We start from the raw sequence: 20904 nt of genomic DNA, 5'->3' as shown, positions 1-20904 counted from the left end.
CACGCCCCGTGCGCCCCGCACCACTCGTAACGATTCAGGAGCACCACCATGAACCCCAGACAGGAGCTCGTCTCCTATCTGCACCGTCGGCTCGTCGGCCCCGCCTCAGGGGAACACGAGGTGCTCGAAGCGCCGCCCGACCGCGAGTACCTCATGGGCACGCTGTATCCCCAGGAGGCCGACCTGCAAAGGCAGCTGGACCTCGCTGCCGAGGAGCTGGAGGGTGTGGGCACGGAGGGCGGCGCCGAGGACACGGCTCCCGCGGCGGACCCTGTGCCCGAGTCCAACTCCTGGCTGCCGTCCTCGCTCGGCCTCAGTTTCTACACCAACGCCATTACCGTCGAGGTCCGCTGCGCCGCAGCCCGCTACAAGACTCTCGCCGCCACCGGTGAACGGGGCCGCCGCTGGGAACGCGTTCCCCTGCCCGAGGAGACCCACGCGCTCGGACCCGGCCTGGACCACGTCCCGGTGCTCGACGGACGCGCCGAGATCCGCATCCGCAGGCGCACCTTCGGCTCCGGACAACTTGTCACCGTAGCCCTCGTCAATTCCACTCACCATGAACAGATACTGGGCAAGGCCGCGCAGTGGGACCGGATGCTCTTCCAGGTCGAGCTGGAGGCGCGGCCCGCAGACGGCGATGTCCTGCCCTATCCGAGCGTGCAACTGGCCAGCCGTGACCCGGAGGAGCAGGAACTGCGGCTCCAGTACCGGCATGTTCGCACGCACGCTGTCGGTCACGGCTGCGCGGTCGAGGAACGGTACGCGGAACACGACGAGCGCGGTGGCCGAACCGTGGTGGCCTTGAAGGCCGCGGTGATGCCGGAGGCCGAGGTGAGTGGTGTCCGGGCCGCCGGCTTCACCGGATCTCCCGTACTGAACGTGCTGCACCTTGCAGACCCCGCCGTGCCGCTCATCCAGCTCCACGAGGAGTTGGCGGAATTCGCCGCCGACTATCGCGCTTGGTATGTGGGACAGCTGAACACCGAGCTCCCCGCCTGGAGCCGCGAAGCCGCCGACCGCGTCCTGGCCCGCGTCGACGCCGCCGTCACCCGGATCGAGTCCGGCGTCCGTACCCTTTGCGATCCGGCGCGGCCCGAACTGCTGCGGGCCTTCCGCACCGCCAACCGCGCGATGGCCCTCCAGATGCGGCACTCGGCCGGCGACCAGGCAGGCGAACGCCACGCCCGCCGCGACGCGGTGCTCCTTGACCCCGAGCCGAGCCCGGATGCCGTTTGGCGCCCCTTCCAGCTCGCGTTCTTCCTGCTCGCCTTGGACGGCGTGGCCGATCCCCGGCATCGCGACCGGACGACCACCGACCTGATCTGGTTCCCGACCGGTGGCGGCAAGACGGAGGCGTACCTGCTGCTCGCAGCCTTCGTCATGGTGCTCCGTCGCGGAGAGAGTGGTGGCGGCGGAACCGCGGTGCTGAGCCGCTATACCCTGAGCCTGCTCACCACCCAGCAGTTCCAGCGTGCCGCCACCACCATCTGTGCCCTGGAGACGCTGCGCCGCGCCGATCCCGCTCCCTATGGGGACGAGCCCTTCTCCATCGGCCTGTGGGTGGGCGAGGCCACCTCCCCGAACTCGTACGAGAAGGCTCGCGCGGTCTTTGATGATGTGCGCGGTGCCGCCCGGCCCGACGACGTCTTCATCCTCGATCGCTGTCCCTGGTGCGGTACCCGCATCATGCCTGTCCACAAGTCGCCCGACATCGGGGACTACGGAGTACGTGCCACCACCGACTCGTTCACGTTCTTCTGCCCGCGCGAGGAGTGCGCCTTCCACGACGAGCTGCCCGTCGCCGTCGTCGACGAGCAGTTGTACGACCGGCCGCCAACCTTCGTCCTCGGCACCGTGGACAAGTTCGCCCGGCTCGCATGGGAACCACGCTCGGGACGGCTGTTCGGGACGGGCAGCGAGAACCTGCCACCGTCTCTCGTTATCCAGGACGAGCTGCACCTGCTCACTGGCCCGCTCGGCACCACGGTCGGCCTGTATGAGGCGGCAGTACTCGGGCTGTGCACCACCCGCGACGGCATCGGACCCAAGGTCGTGGCGTCCACGGCGACGATCCGCCGCTCGGGCGAACAGATCCGCGCCCTGTACGGCAGTGGCGCCCAGCTCTTCCCGCCCGCCGGACTCGACGCTCGTCACTCGTACTTCGCCGAACCCGACACGTCCCGGCCCGGCCGCCGCTACCTCGGCGTCATGGCCCAGGGACATACCGCCGGCCGAGCCGCCGTCGCCACCGCCGCCGCGATGCTTCAGGGCGCCTTCGAACTGCCTGAAGAACACCGGGACGCCTACTGGACTCTGGTCGCCTATCACCACAGCCTTCGCGAACTCGGCCGCACGGTCACGGCCGCGGCTGACGACATCCCCGCACAGCTCACTGGGCTGGACTCGGGCTCGGGGGCCAGGGAACTGGCGGACCATCAGGTACAGGAACTGACCAGCAACCTGCCGCGAGCAGAGCAACCCGTCCTTCTCGATCGCCTCGAAAAGCCCTGGGGCGACCCGCAGTCGGTGTCGTTCCTGCCCTGCACCAACATGCTGTCCGTCGGCATCGACGTGAAGCGGCTCGCATTGATGCTCATGCAGGGGCAGCCCAAGACGACGGCTGAGTACATTCAGGCCACCAGCCGGGTCGGCCGGCACACCGTGCCCGGCCTCGTCGTCACCTTCTTCAACGCCACCCGTCCCCGGGACCGTTCGCACTACGAGACCTTCGACGTGTATCACCGCTCGCTCTACCGGCATGTGGAACCGACCAGTGTCACCCCTTGGTCGGTCCCGTCACGCCGGCGTGCCCTGCACGCCGCGCTCGTCATCCTCGTACGGCACCGCCTCGGCCTCGCCGCTGAGAACCAGGCGGGTCAGGTCCTCGACCGGCTGTCCGAAGTGGAGAGTCTCGTCGAGGAGTTGGCGATGCGGGCCGCCGCAGGTGAGCCGTACGCCGCCGACGCCGTACGCAAGGAACTCGCGGAACTCCTCACCGACTGGGAGGACGCCGCCCGCGAGGCCCGCAAGGACGGCCGCGAGCTGTACTACCGCAGCCAGGGCAAGGGCCAGTCCAACCTGATCAAGAGCTTCGAGCAACGCTACGGCCTTTGGGAGACACCGAACTCCATGCGCAACGTCGACCGGGAATGCCAGGTGATGGTGAAGGGGGCCGACCTGTGAGCCGCACACTCCGCGTACGCCAGTCCCAGACCGTTCTGCCCTTCGGAGTCGGGGCCGTCTTCGACATCCAAGGTGAGTCGTTCGTCGCCACCGGTATCGGCGACTGGCCGCAGAAGGCCAAACAGCGCGTCGAGTCACCCCGGCTCGCCAACCGGCTCGGCGTCTCCGGGTTCTACGCCGCACCCCCTACGGCCAACGACCGATTCGACACCCCCGACGCTCCCGGCGCTCCCTACATCCGCTTTCCGTCCTGGTTGTTCTGCGGAGCCTGCCGCCGTATGAAGCGCTGGCGCATCGCCGACGAGAGGCCGGGACAGCCGCCTCGCTGCCCGTCCTGCTCACCCGGCCGGACGCTGGCTCCCATGCGGTTCGTTCAGATCTGCGCGGCCGGGCATCTCAGCGACGTCGACTGGTGGTTCTGGGCCCACTCGCGGCGAGAAGCCGGCGAACGGCGGCAGTGCGGCGAACGCGAGAAGCTCAGTTTCCTCGTGTCCGAGCGCGCCTCCGGCCTCGAAGCGCTGTCCATCACCTGCAAGGCCAAGGGGTGCGGGGTCTCGCGCGACCTGCTCGACATTCTCGGCACGCACGGCATGCGCTGCTCGGGGCGCAACCCCTGGCAGCGCGTCAACGAAGCCACCGAGTGTGTGAAGCCCGTACAGATCGTGCAACGCACGGCGGGCAACCTGTACTACCCGGTCGTGCACTCGGCGCTCGACATCCCGGAGTCCGACGTGTCGGCGACGCAGGGAGACGAAGAACTTGCCGGACACGTACGCGAGCACGACCTGTGGGTGTCGCTCTGCCGGGTCGCCGGCACCCCGCGCGCCGACGTGTTCCGCGCAATGATCCAGGAGGACACCGGTGCGGACGATCGGCTTCTCGACGCCCTGCTCGCCGAGGAGTCGGGGCAGCCCCTGGCCGCCGCATCGACCGACACGGCCGCGGCCCCCGACCGTCCCGACCTCAGCCGTGAGGAATGGACCGCCTTCACCGCGCCGATACCGTTCGCCACGCGGAACTTCGCACTGCGCGAGACAACCCTTGGGCTCGATCAAGAGACGGCCGAACCTTGGGCGGCCCTGCACCGCCGCATAGGAAGAATCGTCCTCGCCGACCGGCTGCGCGAGGTGCGCGCCTTGTCCGGTTTCAGCCGGGTCTCCCCGGACGCGGGCCTGGTCCCCGCCGACACCGCTCGGCGCCTCAAATGGCTTCCGGCAGTGGAGGTCTTCGGCGAAGGCATCCTCCTCACCCTCGACAAGGAGGAACTCACCGCGTGGGAAGGTGGAACAGAGGTGCGTCGGCGCGTGGCGGGAATCCGCGCGGACTTCGACCGCTCCTTCCAGAAGGACCGGCTCCAGGCACTGACCGGGGAATGTCTCTCCCCGCGCTTCGTCCTCCTGCACACCCTCGCCCACCTGCTGATCCGCCAGCTCTCCTTCGAATCCGGCTACACGACGGCCAGCCTGCGCGAACGTGTCTACGGACGTCCCGAACAGGATCAGTACGGCATCCTCATCTACACCGCGGCGGGAGACGCCGAAGGCACCCTCGGCGGGCTCGTGCAACAGGGTGAACCGCCGCGCCTCGCCGAGACCCTGCTGCGGATGACCGAAGCAGCCGCCTGGTGCTCCGCAGACCCCCTCTGCGCCGAGCACGCCGGCCAGGGCTTCGGCAACCTCAATCGCGCGGCCTGCCACGCCTGCGCCCTGCTGCCAGAGACGAGCTGCGAGACCGGCAACACCCTCCTCGACCGTGCTCTCGTCGTCGGAGGTGAACAGGTACCCGGGTACCTGGAGTCGATCGTCACTGCCGCTCGGATCGCCGCAGTGGATGTCCTGGAGGAACTGTGACCCTCACTTACCGCGACCTCGTACCGGAACAGCGCTCCTGTCTGGAAGGGCTCCCCTTCGACGGCAACCATCTGGTCAGCGGTCCGCCCGGCAGTGGGAAGAGCCTCCTCGCAGTCCAGAGGGCCATCATGCTGGCCCTCACCGGAACCCCTGCCGTCCTCCTGACCCGTTCCAATCTGCTCCGCCAGTCACTGGCCGCGACCGTACACGCGCTTGGCCCGGCGGACCGCAGCGTGCGTGTGGAGACCGCACACGCGTGGCTCACCGAGTGGTACGGCGGACAGCCGCCCCGCGGAACCGACGGCTGGTTCGACTGGTCCGCCTTCTACGAGCGTGCCGCGAAGACCGGCCCGGTCCCCGGACTCACTCTGGTCGTCGACGAGGGCCAGGATCTGCCGCCGGAGTTCTACCGCCTGTGCCGGCTGCTCGGAGGGCGTACGACGGTGTTCGCGGACGAGTGCCAGCGGCTGACCGACACCAACTCCACGCTTGCAGAGATCGCTGAGAGGCTGGGCCGCTGCACACGGTTCGAACTCGACGGCAACCACCGCAACACCCGTCAGATCGCCTCCTTCGCCGCTCACTTCCACACGGGGAGCGGCCTTCCCGCTCTGCCGGAAGGCGAAGGGCCACCCCCGCGACTGCACCATCTGCCGCACCACGGTGCCGCCGACCTGCTGATCCTGCTGGCACAGAGACACCCGCAGCAGAGCATCGGTGTGATCGTGAATTCCACCCACACCCAGTTCTCACTGCTCGGCAGCCTGGAACGCAGGGCACCGCGACTGAAACCGCAGTTGTACACGTCTCAGGCCCGTGCGGGAAGCAACCGGTATCGCACGCTGGATCTAGGCCGTCCAGGGATCGTGCTTGTTCACCGGGCGAGTGCCAAGGGGCTGGGTTTCGACACGGTGGTCATCCCGGACACGCATACAGATGCGGCGGTCGACCCCACCTCAGCCGCCCTGCGGATGGCGTACTACGTTCTGGCGACCCGGGCGAGACATGAGCTCCATCTGGCGTATGAGGGCGACAAGGAGCCGCCTCTGTGCGCGCAGGTGGGATCCAGGGACCTGCTTCGCGGATAGCGACGCCTTCGGAGGTGCGACGTCGGCGCGACAACAACCCGATGCCGCAGCCTGAGTGGAGGGTCGGTGTGCCAGCCATGACGTACGCCATTGAGGAATCGTGGTTTCCGCGGCTCTCAGTAGAATCTGCTGGCCGAGACCTTGCACCCCCCTCCGCTCGACGCGGGAGAAAAACTCCTGGAGGAGCGGCGAGCGGGTTCGGTGCGTCCCGAGGTGCCTCGTTCGGGACGTTGTAGAGGTGGAGCAGGGCCTGGATCCTGCCTCGCGATCGGCGGCTCTGATCGACTGGCATGGGTCAACTCCGACCGGGCTCGACGGGGAGCCGCCGTCAAGCGGGCTTGAGTTGACGAACGGGCCGTGTGGTTGGGACGCGTTCGACCTGAGGGCTCGTCGGTGGAGTCGGCCGCGCGGCAGTGTTCGTACCGGGAAGGCGGGATTGGCCGACCGTTTTTCCGGAGCGTTGTAGGCTACCGAAACTGCCCTTGACCTGCAGAAAGCAGGCAGGGAGCCGTCTTCCAGGAGTCCAAAGTGCTGCGTACTCTGTTCAAGTCAAAGATCCACCGTGCCACCGTCACCCAGGCCGACCTGCACTACGTCGGGTCCGTGACCATCGACGCCGATCTGCTCGACGCCGCGGATCTGCTGCCCGGCGAGCTCGTCCACATCGTCGACGTCACCAACGGCGCGCGCCTGGAGACGTACGTCATCGAGGGCGAGCGCGGCTCCGGAGTGATCGGGATCAACGGTGCGGCGGCCCACCTCGTCCATCCCGGTGATCTGGTGATCATCATCAGTTACGCTCAGGTCTCCGACGCCGAGGCGCGGGCACTGCGGCCGCGGGTCGTGCACGTGGACCGCGACAACAGGATCGTGGCCCTGGGGGCCGATCCGTCCGAGCCGGTGCCGGGCTCGGACCAGGAACGCAGCCCCCAGGCGGCCACCGCCTGAGCCCCGGCCGAGGAAGTCCGGGGGTGTCCGAGGCCGTCAGCCGCACCGGCGGATCCACGAGCCGGGGCCGAGGAGCCAGGACCCGAGGAACCAGGACCCGAGGAGTACCCATGAGCGACATCGTGATCCGCGACGACCGGGCCGCCGGCCGTCTGGAGGCCCTCGCCGGGGACGAGGTGGTGGGCCACATCGAGTACTTCGTCCTCGAAGCCCCCGCGCGCGCCCTCGTCCCGGTGCACACCATCGTGGAACCCGAGCACGAGGGAAAGGGCATCGCGGGCTCCCTCGCGCGTGAGCTTTACACCCTCGCCGCACGTGAGGGCGTCGTGGTCGCGCCCCTGTGCCCGTACGTCGTGAAGTGGGCGGCGCGTCACCCCGAGGAGGCCCCGGCGGCCGACCCGGCGCTGCTGGACGCGGCGGTGGAGTGGCTCCAGGCGCATCCCGGACGCTTCTGATGTCTCAGGCGCCTCGGATGTCTCGGGCGCCGCGGATGCCGGTCCCGGGCGGGGTGCTCGCCCTGCTGCACACCTCGCCCGTGCACGTTCCCGTCTTCGACGCGCTCCGCGACGAGGACCATCCCGACCTGGAACTGCGGCACACCGTGGACGAGGAGCTGTTGGCCCGGGCCCGGACGGAAGGCCCGGCCGCGGTCGCGGACGAGGTGCGGGCGGCGATCGGCCTGGCCGTCGCGGACGGGGCCGGCGCCGTGCTGTGCACGTGCTCGACCATCGGCGGCATCGCCGAGCGGGCGGAGGCCGGTGTGCCCGTGCTGCGGGTGGACCGCCCGATGGCCGCCGCCGCGGTGGCCATCGGCCCGCGTGTCACGGTGGTGGCGGCGCTGGAGAGCACCCTCGCACCGACGGTCGCCCTCGTCGAGGACGAGGCCCGCGCCGCCGGCCGGCCCGTGAGCGTCCGCACCCTGCTGGCCGACGGCGCGTGGGCCCGCTTCGAGGCGGGCGACCAGGACGGCTTCGCCGCCGCGGTCGCGGCGACCGCGGACACGGTCACCGACGCCGATGTGATCGTCCTCGCCCAGGCGTCCATGGCGCCGGCCCAGCGGCTGGCCACGACCGCGGTTCCGGTCCTGTCGAGCCCCCGCCCGGGACTCGCGGCCGGGGCGGACGCGGCGCGGCTCGCGCGGACCCACCCGGTCCGCGCGCAGGACCACCCGGTCCGCATCCCTCGCGCGACGGGGTGAGTGGGGGCGCGGGGGCCGGGTACGCGTGGGACAAGTCCAGAGCCGACGTACCGACAGGGACGTACCGACTGGCACGTACCGACTGGCTGGAGGACACGATGACGCATCCGCACCCCGAACCGGTGAAGCCGGGTCCCACCCCCGGGCCGGGGCCCGACCGCCCACAGCCCTTCCCGGACCCGAACCCCTTCCCCACCCCGACGCCGGAACCGGGCCCCCGTCCCACCCCGCAGCCCACTCCGCCGCCGTCCCCGGCTCCGCCGGGCCCCGAGCCCGTTCCGCCGGGCCCCGAGCCGGTGCCGCAGCCCGACCCCGGGCCACCCCTGTCGTGAACAGCCGCGGTGAACGGTGGTCCGGCGCGCCGAGACGGCCGGGACATCCGCCGCGCGGAGACGGCCGGGACATCCGGCGAGCGACATGACGAGGCCGTCACACCCCCGACCGAGGGGGTGTGACGGCCTCGCCCATGGCGTGGACGGCGCCTACGCCTCGACCTCCGACCGGTCGTCGCCCCACAGCGTGTGGAACGAGCCCTCCCGGTCCGTACGCCGGTAGGTGTGCGCCCCGAAGAAGTCGCGCTGTCCCTGGGTCAGCGCGGCGGGCAGCCGCTCGGCGCGCAGCGCGTCGTAGTAGGCCAGGGCCGCGGAGAATCCGGGCGTCGGCACGCCCTGGCGGGTGGCGGCCACCACGACCTCGCGCCAGTCGTCCTGGGCCGCCGCGATCTCCTGCGCGAACGTGTCGTCGGACAGCAGGCTCGGCAGGTCCGGCCGGGCGTCGTAGGCGGCACGGATACGGTTCAGGAACGCCGCCCGGATGATGCAGCCGCCACGCCAGATCGAGGCGACCGCGCCGAGGTCGATGTTCCAGTCGTACTCGTCGCTGCCCGCGGTGATCTCGTGGAAGCCCTGCGTGTACGACACGATCTTCGAGGCGTACAGCGCCTGCTCCACCCGGTCGGCGAAGGCCGCCGCGTCGACCTCGTCGAGCTGCTGCGCCGTGGGGCCCGCGAGGCCGCGCGAGGCCGCCCGCAGATCGGCGTGCCCGGACAGCGAGCGCGCGAAGACCGCCTCCGCGATACCGGAGACCGGGACTCCCAGGTCGAGCGCGATCTGCACGGTCCAGCGGCCCGTGCCCTTCTGCTCGGCGCGGTCCTCGACCACGTCCACGAACGGCTTGCCCGTCGCCGCGTCCACGTGCGACAGGACCTCCGCCGTGATCTCGATCAGATAGGAGTCGAGGCGGCCGGTGTTCCAGGTGCGGAAGATGTCGGCGATCTGCGCGGGGGAGTACCCGGCGACGTCACGCAGCAGCTGGTAGGCCTCGCCGATCAGCTGCATGTCGGCGTACTCGATGCCGTTGTGGACCATCTTGACGAAGTGTCCGGCGCCGTCGGGGCCGACGTGCGTCACGCACGGGGCGCCGTCCTCGGCCTTCGCGGAGATCTTCTCCAGCATGGGACCGAGCGACTCGTACGACTCGGGCGAGCCGCCGGGCATGATGCTCGGCCCGTTCAGCGCGCCCTCCTCGCCGCCGGAGACACCGGTGCCGACGAAGTGGATGCCCTGTCCGCGCAGTTCGCGCTCCCGGCGCCGGGTGTCCGCGAAGTGCGCGTTCCCACCGTCGATGATCATGTCGCCGGGCTCGAGGAGCGGGGCGAACTCCTGGATCACCGCGTCGGTCGGCTCGCCCGCCTTCACCATGATCACCAGGCGCCGCGGCCGCTCCAGCGCCGCCACGAACTCCTTCGCCGTCTCCGCGGCCACGAATCCGCCCTCGTGACCGAACTCCTCCACCAGCGCGTTCGTCTTGGCCACGGTGCGGTTGTGCACGGCGACCGTATAGCCGTTGCGTGCGAAGTTGCGGGCGAGGTTGCGCCCCATGACCGCGAGACCCGTGACGCCGATCTGGGCTGAAGTGCTCATACGGTTGGCTCCTAAAAGGTCCTGTAAGAGGTCCTGTATTCGGTAGTGCCGGTCGTGCTCGTCAGTATCGCCTCTGGCCGTCATCGCCACGGGCCATCCTGACGCGTCGAGGATGTGTACGCAGAACAACCCCCCGGTACCTCAGCCGTCGACGCGGCGAGGCGCGGGCGATCTCCACACGAGAGATATCACCCGGTGTTTCCGATCGCCGCGCACGCCGCTCTGCCGCGAGTGGCGTTCCCCGGGGAGAGGGCGGGCGCGGACCGCCGGCCACCCGGGCGGCCCCCGGCGCAGCAAGGCCGATTGCCGTCTTGTCCTGGCCTGTTCGCAGCGTTTACTTTTGCCGCTCCTGACGCATGTCGAGGGGGCTCCCACATGGCCGTACGCGGCCGGCACCGCCGGTATCAGCCGAACAGGATCAACCGCGCCTCACTCACCGTCACGGCGGGCGGTGCCGGAATGGCTCTCCCGCTCATCGCCACCGGCGTGGCGCACGCGGCCGACGTGGACACCTGGAACAAGGTCGCCGCCTGCGAGTCCGGCGACAACTGGAGCATCAACACGGGCAACGGCTACTACGGGGGACTGCAGTTCACCCAGTCCACCTGGGAGGCGTACGGCGGCAAGGTCTACGCCCACCGGGCGGATCAGGCCACCAAGGACCAGCAGATCGCCGTCGCCGAGAAGGTGCTGAAGGGCCAGGGGCCCGGAGCCTGGCCGGTCTGCTCGGTGCGCGCGGGCCTCACCCGCGGCGGCGGCACCCCCGCCGTCGACCCGTCCGGCGGCTCCCCGCGGGCGGCCACCGCGAGCGCGTCGCCGCAGCCGGTCAAGCGTTCCGTCCGTGACGTGAAGCCGCAGACCACACCCCAGTCGCACGCGGGCACGGCCGAGATGTACACCGTCGTCCACGGCGACACGCTCTCCGGCATCGCCGGCTCCCGGCACGTCGAGGGCGGATGGCACCGGCTGTACGACACGAACCGCGCGACCGTCGGCTCCGACCCCGACCTGATCCTCCCCGGCCAGCGCCTGGACCTGCACGGCAAGGCCCAGGCCCCCGTGCACACGCCGAGCGCGCCGGTGAAGCAGCCCGCGGAGCACAGAAGCACCCCGCACAAGACGACCCCGCACAAGACCACCCCGCACAAGACCACCCCGGACCGCTCCACCGAGCGGCACACCCTGGTCGCCCCCGTGAACGCCGCGACGGGGACGCAGTACCACGCCGCGGGCGCGTCCTGGTCGAAGGGCTACCACACGGGCGTCGACTTCCCGGTGCCCACCGGCACCTCGGTGAAGGCGGTCGCCGCGGGCCATGTCGTCAGCGCGGGCTGGGGCGGCTCGTTCGGCTACCAGGTGGTCATCCGGCACGCCGACGGCCGCTACACCCAGTACGCCCACCTCTCGGCGATCTCCGTGAAGGACGGCCAGAGCGTGGGGGAGGGGCAGCGCATCGGCCGCTCCGGGTCCACGGGCAACAGCACGGGCCCGCATCTGCACTTCGAGGTGCGGTCCGGGCCCGGCTTCGGTACCGACGTCGACCCGCTGGCGTACCTGCGGGCGGGCGGCGTCAGGATCTGACGCGGGTGCGCCGGGGCGTCGGGAGCGGCGTCGTCGGTATGTACGCCGCGTACAGAGGGCCAAAACCAGCCACGTATCCGGACGGCGCGTCCTGCGGTGACGCGCTCTCCGGGGACGGCGCCGTCACCGACGCCGGTACGCGGGGTACGAGGGCGTCCTCGCCGTGCCCCCCGGCGATCCCGTTCTCACGACCGGCGTCGCCCGCGCGGGCCGGGGGGACGGTCTGGTCGGGCAGGACGGCGAGCAGCAGCAGTTCCTCGACGGGGTCCGGCGTCGCGGGGACGGCGGTGGCCGTGTCGTCCGGCCCGGCCGCGGACTCCGTGTCCCCGGCCGGGGCGTCCTCGGCCAGGGCGTCCTCGGCGGGACGCCGGGTGCTGCCGATCTGCTCCGTCGTGAGGAGGATCAGACCGCCCGCGGCGACGATCCCGCAGGCCAGTGCGAGCACGGTGCCCGTCTCGCCGTAGCGGAACGTCTCACCGAACATCGTGATGCCGACGGCGGCGGCGACGACGGGGTTCACGACCGTCAGCGTGGCCAGCGGCGCGGCGAGGCCGCCGCCGCGGTAGGAGGCCTGCGACAGCAGCATCCCGGCTGTCGCGAAGACAGCGATGAGCGCGAGGCTCGGCAGGTCGGAGAGCGAGGCCCGGTGTTCCCAGTCGACCGCGACCGTCTTGGTGAACACCGAGGACATGCTGAAGGCCGTGCCCGATCCCACCGCGAGCAGCGTACTGCGCACGGCCGGGTGCCGGTGCGCGGCGCGGCCCGCGACCATGAACGCCACCACCGCGCCGCCGGCCACCACGGCCAGCACCGTGCGCTGGGTGGTGCTCAGGGACTGCGCGTCGGCCGAGCCGACCAGCGCGAGCAGGACCGCGAGACCCACCGTGGCCATGATCGCGCCGCGCCAGGCGGTCGCCCCGGCCCTGCGGCCGACGAAGACCGCCGCCATCGGCAGGGCGAACACGATGGTCAGCGCGCCCAGCGGCTGCACCAGACTCAGCGGCCCGTAGGCGAGCGCCACCACGTGCAGCACGCCGCCGAGGCCGGACAGGGCGACGGCCGCCCACCAGCCGGGACGACGCAGCGGGGCGTACGTCTGGTCGGGAGAGGTCAGCGCGACCTGCTCCTGCACGATGGCGCCACCCGCGTACGCGACGGCGGAGACGAACGAGAGCAGGACGGACAGCGCGAGCGCGCTCATGAGTCCCTCCTCTGCGTGCGGCGTGGACGCGGTGCCCGGCGCGGCGAACGATCGGCCTTCATGGTGACTACGATCCCTCGTCCGGCCCCCTCACGTCGTCGTACCTGAGCAGGCAATGCGTACTACTGCCGATGGAGTACGACACGCGCCGTGTCCTCCCCTGGGTGGGCGACACGAGGGGGAGGCCCGGCGGTGAAATCCCCTAGGGGGCTTGGTACTACTGGTTTTCGTGGACCTCGACCCCGATCTCGCGGCGCTCGACGCGCTCGGCGGCTTCTCCGTACTACGCACCGGCGTGCCGCCGCGCGGGCCGCTGCCGACCCTCGCCCGGACGTACGCGGCGCCGGAAGTCGATCACCCTGGAGAGGTTTACGGGGATCCGATAATTTTCCGTGTCCGGAAAGTCGCGGAGGGTCTGCGGGCCCCGGAGCCCCGCATCGCGGTGTCGGTGGCGCAGCAGGCGCTGGCGGCCCGCCTCTGGTCGATCGCGCTGGGCGCGGCGGCGGTCTACGGGCACCTGCCCGACCTCGATCCGCAACTGCTGCGCTGGGACCCGGACGGCAGCGCTCCGGACGACCTGTGGCTGTCCGAGGTGCGCGCCCTGCCGGTGAGCGCGATCGGGACGGTCGTACGCGACGGCCATCTCGGCCCGCTGGAGACCGCCCTGCGGTGCCGGTACCGCGTCTCGCGGGGCCTGCTGCGGGGAAACGCGGCCTCGGCGCTGGCGGGCGCCTGGCGCCAGGTGGACCGCTGGGCGCGGGCCCACGGCCGTACGGACGTGGCCGACCGGGCCCGCACCCTCGCCGTCGGCCTTCTCCAGGGACCCGGTCTGGCCGGCACCCTCGATCCCCGCACGCTCCGCCGCCGCAGCTGCTGCCTCTACTACCGCCTGCCCGGCGGCGGTCTCTGCGGCGACTGCTGCTTCGACCGCCCGCCGGGCCGCCCGCCGGACGGCGCGGGGGGCCGCCGGGGAACAGCGCCCCGTTCCTGAGGACCGTGGTCTTCCGCGCGCGCTCCTTGTGGGTGACCATGAGGGACACCGACCGGAACGACGGGGGGTTCTGTGTGCGAGTGGGACTGCTGACCCGGGAGTATCCGCCGGACGTGTACGGCGGCGCGGGCGTCCATGTCGAGTTCCTCGCCCGGGAGTTGCGTGCGCTCACCGAGCTGGACGTGCACTGCTGGGGCGAGGGTTCGGCGGGCGGCGTCGTGCGCCACCGGCCCTGGTCCTCGCTCGACGGCGCCAACGACGCCCTGCGTACCTTCTCCGTGGACCTCGCCATCGCGGCCGCCCTCGAAGGCCGCGAACTCGTCCACTCGCACACCTGGTACGCCAACCTCGCCGGCCACTTCGGCAAGCTGCTGTACGGCATCCCGCACGTGATGACCGCGCACTCCCTGGAGCCGCTGCGCCCCTGGAAGGCCGAGCAGCTCGGCGGCGGTTACGCCCTCTCCAGCTGGGCCGAGCGCACCGCCATCGAGTCCGCCGACGCCGTCATCGCCGTCTCGGGAGCCATGCGCGAGGACATCCTGACCTGCTATCCGGCCCTGGACCCGGCGAAGGTGCGGGTCGTGCACAACGGGATCGACACCTCCCTCTACCGGCCGGACCACGGGACGGACGTCCTCGACCGCGTCGGCGTCGACACCGGCCGCCCCTACGTACTGTTCGTCGGCCGCATCACCCGGCAGAAGGGCGTACCCCAACTCCTGCGGGCGGTACGGGACATCGATCCGGCCGTGCAGGTGGTGCTGTGCGCGGGCGCCCCCGACACCCCGGAGATCGGGCGGGAGTTCCGTGAACTCTTCGAGGAGCTGAGCGGTGTCCGCGAGGGGGTGCACTGGATCCCGCAGATGCTGCCGCGCCCGGACGTCATCCAACTCCTCACGCACGCGGCCGTGTTCGTCTGCCCCTCGGTCTACGAGCCGCTCGGCATCGTCAACCTGGAGGCGATGGCCTGCGGAACGGCGGTCGTCGCGTCCCGGGTCGGCGGCATCCCGGAGGTCGTCGAGGACGGGGTGACGGGCGTACTGGTGCCGGTGGACGAGGACTTCGAGGCCGGTCTGGCGCGCGCCCTCGACTCGGTTCTCGCCGATCCCGCGGCCGCCCGGCGGATGGGCGAGGCCGGACAGGAGCGCGCGGTACGGGAGTTCGGCTGGGACGCGGTGGCCCGAAGGACCGTCCAGTTGTACGAGGAAGTCCTCAAAGCGGGGTAACCATCGAAGAGGCGTACTTCGGCAACAGGGTCCCGTCCGGCAACCGGACGCGGCCCGAGCGGGCGTAGAGGGGCGGCGGCATGCGGCGAACGGGACACCCCCTGGGCGAGTGGAGCCGGGACCTGGGGGAGGGACCTTCCGTACTGGGAATCGTACTCGCGGGGGGAGAGGGCAAGCGTCTGATGCCCCTCACCGCGGACCGCGCGAAACCCGCGGTCACCTTCGGCGGAACCTACCGCCTGGTGGACTTCGTGCTCTCCAATCTCGTCAACGCGGACATCCTGCGCATCTGCGTCCTGACGCAGTACAAGTCGCACTCGCTGGACCGGCATGTGACGACGACCTGGCGGATGTCGAGCCTGCTCGGCAACTACGTCACGCCGGTCCCCGCCCAGCAGCGGCTCGGCCCGCGCTGGTACCTGGGCAGCGCGGACGCGATCCTGCAGTCCCTCAACCTCGTGTACGACGAACGGCCCGACTACATCGCGGTGTTCGGCGCCGACCACGTCTATCGCATGGACCCGCGGCAGATGCTCGCCCAGCACATCGAGAGCGGCGCGGGCGTGACCGTGGCGGGGATACGGGTGCCGCGCACCGAGTCCTCCTCGTTCGGTGTCATCACCCCCGGCTCCGACGGGCAGACCGTGCGGGGATTCCTGGAGAAGCCCGCCGACCCGCCGGGACTGCCCGACGACCCCGGGTGCGTCTTCGCCTCGATGGGCAACTACATCTTCACCACCAAGGCCCTGGTGGAGGCGCTCCAGCGGGACGCCGAGGACGAGCACTCGGTGCACGACATGGGCGGGTCGATCCTGCCCATGCTCACCGAGCGCGGCGAGGCGCGGCTCTACGACTTCAGCGAGAACCACGTCCCCGGGGAGACGACCCGGGACCAGGGGTACTGGCGCGACGTCGGGACGCTCGACGCGTACTACGACGCCCACATGGACCTGATCGCCGAACGTCCCGCCTTCAACCTCTACAACCGCAGGTGGCCCGTCTACACGCACTCGGGACAGCTCTCGCCCGCGAGATTCAGCGCCGGGGGCATCGCGAGTGAGTCGATCGTCAGCGCGGGCTGTCTGATCCGGGGGCAGGTCACGCGGTCGGTGCTGTCGCCGGGCGTCCTCGTCGACCCGGGCGCCGTGGTCCAGGGCTCCGTCCTGCACGACAACGTCCGCATAGGGCGTGGCGCGGTGGTGCGCGGCGCGGTCCTCGACAAGAACGTCGAGGTGCCCCCGGGCGCGACGATCGGCGTCAACCCCGAGCGGGACGCGGAGCTCTACACGGTCTCCGGAAACGGGGTGATCGCGCTCGGGAAGGGCCGGCTCGTGTCGTAGACCCGCCCGACCACCCGGACCGACGACCACCCGGTCAGGGGCGCCGGGGCGTGCGGACATCCGGAAATCCGGCCGATCCTCGTACGGCCGTACGGTTTTGATGCCCCGCACGGCCGTGCGCGGCGAGCGCTTCGCATGGGCGTACGCGTCCGGTCCCGGCCGCCGGGTGAGGTCTCCGTGCGACGCGTTCACTCTCGGCGCTGAGCCGTCCGGCTGGGGTTCCGAGGGCCCTTTGGGGCTCTTGGGTGTGAACTGACCTCAAGTGTCCCTTGTGTCCGACCCCCCTTTCAGGGGCCGGGCTTAATCTGCTGTTAACTGTGCGTAGCTTGATCGTACTTGACCGTAATCGCCTCTCGGGGTTTGACTGCTTGCTCAACCGTCGTCGACGCGAGAGCAAGCCCTTGACTTCCGATCTCCTCGCACCACTCGACCTGGCGTTCTGGAACATCGAGTCCGCCCAGCACCCGATGCACCTCGGCGCCCTCGGTGTCTTCACGGCGCCCTCGCCCGCGGCGGGCGCGCACGCCGCCGACCTGCTCGCGGCCCGCGCGGTCGGGGTCCCCGGGCTGCGCATGCGGATCCGCGACGTCTGGCGGCCTCTCGTCTATCCGCCGACCTTCGGAAGCGCGACCCGGGAACCCGCGCCCCACTTCGACCCCCTCGACCACGTCCGGCTGCACGCGCCGACCACGGACTTCCACACGGCGGCGGGACGGCTCATGGAGCGCCCGCTGCTGCGCGGCCGGCCGCCCTGGGAGGCGCATGTCCTGCCCGGCGGGGACGGCACCTCGTTCGCCGTGTTCTTCAAGTTCCACCACGCCCTGGCCGACGGGCTGCGGGCGCTGATGCTCGCGGCCGCCCTCATGGACCCGGTGGACATGCCGGAACCCCGCCCGCGGCCCGCGGAGCCGCCACGGGGGCTCTTCCCGGACGTCCGCAAGCTGCCGGGACTCGTCCGCGGCACCCTCTCCGACGTGGGCCGCGCCCTGGACATCGGTACCTCGGTCGCCCGCGCCACCCTCGGCGTCCGCTCCTCACCCGCGCTGACCTCGCGCCCCACCGGCACCCGCCGCATCGCGGGCGTCTCCCTCGACCTGGACGACGTGCACCGCGTCCGCAAGAGCGTCGGCGGCACCGTCAACGACGTCCTGATCGCCGTCGTCGCGGGCGCCCTGCGCAGCTGGCTCGACGAGCGCGGCGACGGCAGCGAGGGCGTGGCGCCCCGCGCCCTGATCCCCGTCTCCAGGCGCCGCCCGCGCACCGCGCACCCACAGGGCAACCGGCTCTCCGGCTACCTGATACGGCTTCCGGTGGACGACCCGGACCCGGTCGGCAGGCTGCGCGCGGTGCGTACGGCCATGGACCGCAACAAGGACGCGGGCCCCAACCGGGGAGCGGGCGCCGTGGCGCTGCTCGCCGACCACGTGCCGCCGCTCGGCCATCGTCTCGGCGGCCCCGTCGTCGGCCAGGCGGCCCGGCTGCTCTTCGACATCCTCGTCACCAGCGTGCCGCTGCCCAGCCTGGGCCTGAAGCTCGGCGGCTGCCCGCTCGCCGAGGTCTATCCGCTCGCTCCGCTGGCCCGCGGCCAGGCACTGGCGGTGGCGGTCTCGACCTTCCGCGGGCGGGTCCACTACGGGCTCGTCGCCGACGCGGAGGCCGTGCCGGACCTGCACCGGCTGGCCCGCGCGCTGACCGAGGAGGTGGAGACGCTGATCATCGCCTGCGGCCCCTGAGCGGGCCGGTGATCATCGCGGGTTTGGCGCCTTGCCCCCTTGCTCACGTAAAATTCCGCCTTCGAAAGCGAGCGCGGTTCGAGCGCGGCGCGAAACCCCAGGAAGCGGCAACGGCGATGACGGTGACAGAGGACGGCCAGGCGGCTCTCGCCGTGGACACGGCAGAGGACGACCGGGCGGCTTCCGCCGTCGACGTGGCAGCGGAGGCGTACGGGCCGGGCATCGACCCGCAGCGGCTGGCCGTCTGCCTCAGCGTGCTCGACGAGCTCGACAGGATCGACGTCGACCACCCCGACGCCATCGCCGTGCGCCGTGCCACCGCGGGCGTCTACCGCACGGTGAAGCAGCGCCGCCGCCAGGATCGCAGGGCCGCCAAGACCGCCCACGACAAGGCCGTCACCGAGTCCACCGCGACCGGTTCCGCCCAGCGCATCGACGACGAGACCGAGGGCATCCTGCCCTCGTCCGTCACCGACGCCGGCGAGATCGCGGGGATACTCCAGCGCCCGCGCTCCTGCTACATCTGCAAGTCGCGCTACGTCGAGGTCGACTACTTCTACCACCAGCTCTGCCAGAACTGCGCGGCCGAGAACCGCGCCCGCCGCGACGCCCGCACCGACCTCACCGGCAGGCGCGCGCTGCTCACCGGCGGCCGGGCCAAGATCGGCATGTACATCGCGCTGCGGCTGCTGCGTGACGGTGCCCACACCACCATCACCACCCGCTTCCCGAACGACGCGATCCGCCGCTTCAAGGCCATGCCCGACAGCGACGAGTGGATCGGCCGCCTGAAGATCGTCGGCATCGACCTGCGCGACCCGGCCCAGGTCGTCGCGCTCGCCGACTCCGTCGCCGCCGCGGGCCCGCTCGACATCCTGATCAACAACGCGGCCCAGACCGTGCGCCGCTCGCCCCAGGCCTACGGCGAACTGCTCGCCGCAGAGTCCGGCCCGCTGCCCGCCGGTGAGCTGCCGCCCGCCGAGGTCATCGGCACCTTCGGCTCCGGCGCGGTGGCCGCGCTCCCGGTCCCCGGCGGCGGCGCGCTGACCGCCCAGGACGTCACGGACCTCGCGCTGGTGTCCGGATCCGCGTCGCTGGAGCGGATCGCGGCCGGTACGGCCATCGACGCCGGCGGCCTCGTGCCCGACCTGCACGACACCAACAGCTGGATCCAGGCCGTCGAGGAGGTCACGCCGGTCGAGCTGCTCGAGGTCCAGCTCTGCAACTCCACCGCGCCGTTCATCCTCATCAGCCGCCTGCGCGCGGCGATGGCGGCCGCGGGGGCCGAGCGGACGTACATCGTGAACGTCTCCGCGATGGAGGGCGTCTTCAACCGCGGCTACAAGGGCGCAGGCCACCCCCACACCAACATGGCCAAGGCCGCCCTGAACATGCTCACGCGCACCAGCGCCCAGGAGATGTTCGAGAAGGACCGCATCCTCATGACCGCCGTCGACACCGGCTGGATCACCGACGAGCGTCCGCACCCCGACAAGATGCGCCTCGCCGACGCGGGCTTCCACGCCCCCCTCGACCTCGTCGACGGCGCGGCCCGGGTGTACGACCCGATCGTGCGCGGCGAGCAGGGCGAGGAGCTCTACGGGGTCTTCATGAAGGACTACGCGCCCGGCAAGTGGTAGTCCCGGCCGCCAAGGGGAGTCCCGCCCGTGCGCGGGCCGCGGGTGATCGCGGGCGACGGGTGAGGCCGCCCCCGGACCGTTCCCGGCGCAGGCCTCGGCGGACCTCTCCGGCGCCTTCGGACCACCGGACCCCGGGGAAGGGCGCCGCGGTGACGGCGGGGCCCGGAAGGCGCTCACGGCGCACACGCGGGTCTCAGTGTCCGCCGTCCGGTGCGCGGGAGCGCAGACGGTCGTGCAGGGCCTGGCCGGCCCCGCGCGCGGCCCGGACCCGGGTCCCGCCGTCGACCAGCAGGTCGGCGCCCGTGATCCACTCGGCGGCGTCGGAGGCCAGCCACACCACCGCCCGCGCGACGTCCTCGGGCCGGCCGATACGGCCCAGCGGGAGCCCGGCGCCGAGCTCGTCCTCGGAGTCCTCCCAGACGAAGCGCGCCATCTCGGTGCGGACGAGACCGGGGGAGACGGAGTTGACCCGGACCCCCGGGGCCAGTTCGCCCGCGAGCTGCCGGGTGAGGTGCAGCAGGGCCGCCTTGCTGGTGCCGTACGCGCCGACATGGGGCCCCGCGTGGTCCGCGCCCTCCGTGCACACGTTCACGATCGCGCCGCCGTGCTCGCCCATCCAGCCGTGCCAGGCGTACTGCGCCAACCGCAGCGCGGCCTCGACGTTGACGGTGAACGCCGCCCGCCAGCGGTCCGGGTCGACGTCCATGAGCGGGCCGTACGGCTGATTGGTCGCGGCGTTGTTCACCACGAGGTCGATGCGCCCGAACTCGCGCAGCGTCAGCTCGGTCACGGCTCTCAGATGCGCCGGATCGGCGACCGAACCGGCGAGCGCGACCCCGCCGAGCCGCTCGGCCGCCCGGCCCACCGCGTCCGCGTCCCGGGCGGTCACGCACACCCGCGCCCCCGCCCGGGAGAGCTCCTCGGCGACGGCCAGCCCGATCCCGCGGGAGGCTCCGGTGACGATGGCGGCCCTGCCCCGCAGCCCGTACGGTGACGTCAT

Annotated in this window: 15 protein-coding genes; 12 read left to right on the top strand and 3 right to left on the bottom strand. The window is 71.5% G+C overall.

Going from position 1 to position 20904, the window contains the following annotated elements:
• Positions 1-48 precede the first annotated feature (48 nt).
• From ABZV34_RS15275 to ABZV34_RS15250, 6 genes are all read left to right on the top strand, one after another.
• Positions 49-3186 carry a helicase-related protein gene (locus ABZV34_RS15275; protein WP_356275515.1) on the top strand — a complete coding sequence of 1046 codons (3138 nt, stop codon included), beginning with the start codon at positions 49-51 and terminating at the stop codon, positions 3184-3186.
• A complete protein-coding gene (locus ABZV34_RS15270) occupies positions 3183-5036 on the top strand; it encodes a DUF1998 domain-containing protein (protein ID WP_356275512.1) in 1854 nt (617 codons plus the stop codon). The genes ABZV34_RS15275 and ABZV34_RS15270 overlap by 4 nt, the downstream gene beginning before the upstream one ends.
• Positions 5033-6124 (top strand): DNA helicase, encoded by a 1092-nt coding sequence (locus ABZV34_RS15265; protein ID WP_356275509.1) that lies wholly within the window; start codon positions 5033-5035, stop codon positions 6122-6124. The genes ABZV34_RS15270 and ABZV34_RS15265 overlap by 4 nt, the downstream gene beginning before the upstream one ends.
• 528 nt (positions 6125-6652) lie before the next feature.
• Positions 6653-7072 (top strand): aspartate 1-decarboxylase, encoded by a 420-nt coding sequence (gene panD, locus ABZV34_RS15260; protein ID WP_356275506.1) that lies wholly within the window; start codon positions 6653-6655, stop codon positions 7070-7072.
• A gap of 110 nt (positions 7073-7182) precedes the next feature.
• Entirely contained in the window at positions 7183-7527 is a 345-nt protein-coding gene (locus tag ABZV34_RS15255) for a GNAT family N-acetyltransferase (protein WP_356275503.1), read from the top strand.
• Positions 7528-7580: 53 nt separating this feature from the next.
• Positions 7581-8270 carry an arylsulfatase gene (locus ABZV34_RS15250; protein WP_356275692.1) on the top strand — a complete coding sequence of 230 codons (690 nt, stop codon included), beginning with the start codon at positions 7581-7583 and terminating at the stop codon, positions 8268-8270.
• 482 nt (positions 8271-8752) lie between these two features.
• Here ABZV34_RS15250 and gndA read toward each other — a convergent pair whose 3' ends face one another.
• On the bottom strand, positions 8753-10192 hold the full coding sequence (gene gndA, locus ABZV34_RS15245; RefSeq protein WP_356275500.1) for an NADP-dependent phosphogluconate dehydrogenase: 1440 nt from the start codon (positions 10190-10192) through the stop codon (positions 8753-8755).
• Positions 10193-10567: 375 nt separating this feature from the next.
• Here gndA and ABZV34_RS15240 point away from each other — a divergent pair, with 375 nt between their 5' ends.
• Positions 10568-11773 (top strand): transglycosylase family protein, encoded by a 1206-nt coding sequence (locus ABZV34_RS15240; RefSeq protein WP_356275497.1) that lies wholly within the window; start codon positions 10568-10570, stop codon positions 11771-11773.
• Here ABZV34_RS15240 and ABZV34_RS15235 read toward each other — a convergent pair.
• Complete coding sequence (locus tag ABZV34_RS15235; RefSeq protein ID WP_356275494.1) at positions 11763-12974, bottom strand: DMT family transporter; 1212 nt, start codon at positions 12972-12974, stop codon at positions 11763-11765. The two genes, ABZV34_RS15240 and ABZV34_RS15235, sit on opposite strands and share 11 nt — an antisense overlap.
• A gap of 211 nt (positions 12975-13185) precedes the next feature.
• On the opposite strand from ABZV34_RS15235, the gene ABZV34_RS15230 reads away from it, so the two are divergent.
• The 5 genes from ABZV34_RS15230 to ABZV34_RS15210 all read left to right on the top strand — a co-directional run bounded on the left by ABZV34_RS15230 (position 13186) and on the right by ABZV34_RS15210 (position 19904).
• Entirely contained in the window at positions 13186-13965 is a 780-nt protein-coding gene (locus ABZV34_RS15230; RefSeq protein ID WP_356275491.1) for a (2Fe-2S)-binding protein, read from the top strand.
• A 74-nt stretch (positions 13966-14039) separates the two neighbouring features.
• Positions 14040-15191, top strand: a complete 1152-nt coding sequence (glgA, locus tag ABZV34_RS15225; RefSeq protein ID WP_356275689.1) for a glycogen synthase — start codon at positions 14040-14042, stop codon at positions 15189-15191.
• A gap of 80 nt (positions 15192-15271) precedes the next feature.
• A complete protein-coding gene (gene glgC / locus ABZV34_RS15220; RefSeq protein WP_356275488.1) occupies positions 15272-16531 on the top strand; it encodes a glucose-1-phosphate adenylyltransferase in 1260 nt (419 codons plus the stop codon).
• Positions 16532-16932: 401 nt separating this feature from the next.
• Entirely contained in the window at positions 16933-18264 is a 1332-nt protein-coding gene (locus ABZV34_RS15215) for a wax ester/triacylglycerol synthase family O-acyltransferase (protein ID WP_356275485.1), read from the top strand.
• 116 nt (positions 18265-18380) lie between these two features.
• Positions 18381-19904 (top strand): SDR family NAD(P)-dependent oxidoreductase, encoded by a 1524-nt coding sequence (locus ABZV34_RS15210; protein WP_356275482.1) that lies wholly within the window; start codon positions 18381-18383, stop codon positions 19902-19904.
• 193 nt (positions 19905-20097) lie between these two features.
• Here ABZV34_RS15210 and ABZV34_RS15205 read toward each other — a convergent pair whose 3' ends face one another.
• Positions 20098-20904 (bottom strand): SDR family oxidoreductase, encoded by an 807-nt coding sequence (locus tag ABZV34_RS15205; RefSeq protein ID WP_356275479.1) that lies wholly within the window; start codon positions 20902-20904, stop codon positions 20098-20100.

The sequence above is a fragment of the Streptomyces sp. NPDC005195 genome (assembly GCF_040608315.1).
Lineage (GTDB): Bacteria > Actinomycetota > Actinomycetes > Streptomycetales > Streptomycetaceae > Streptomyces > Streptomyces kaempferi.
Note: the sequence above shows the minus strand (reverse complement) of the source record. Positions and strands in the feature narration are given on the sequence as shown.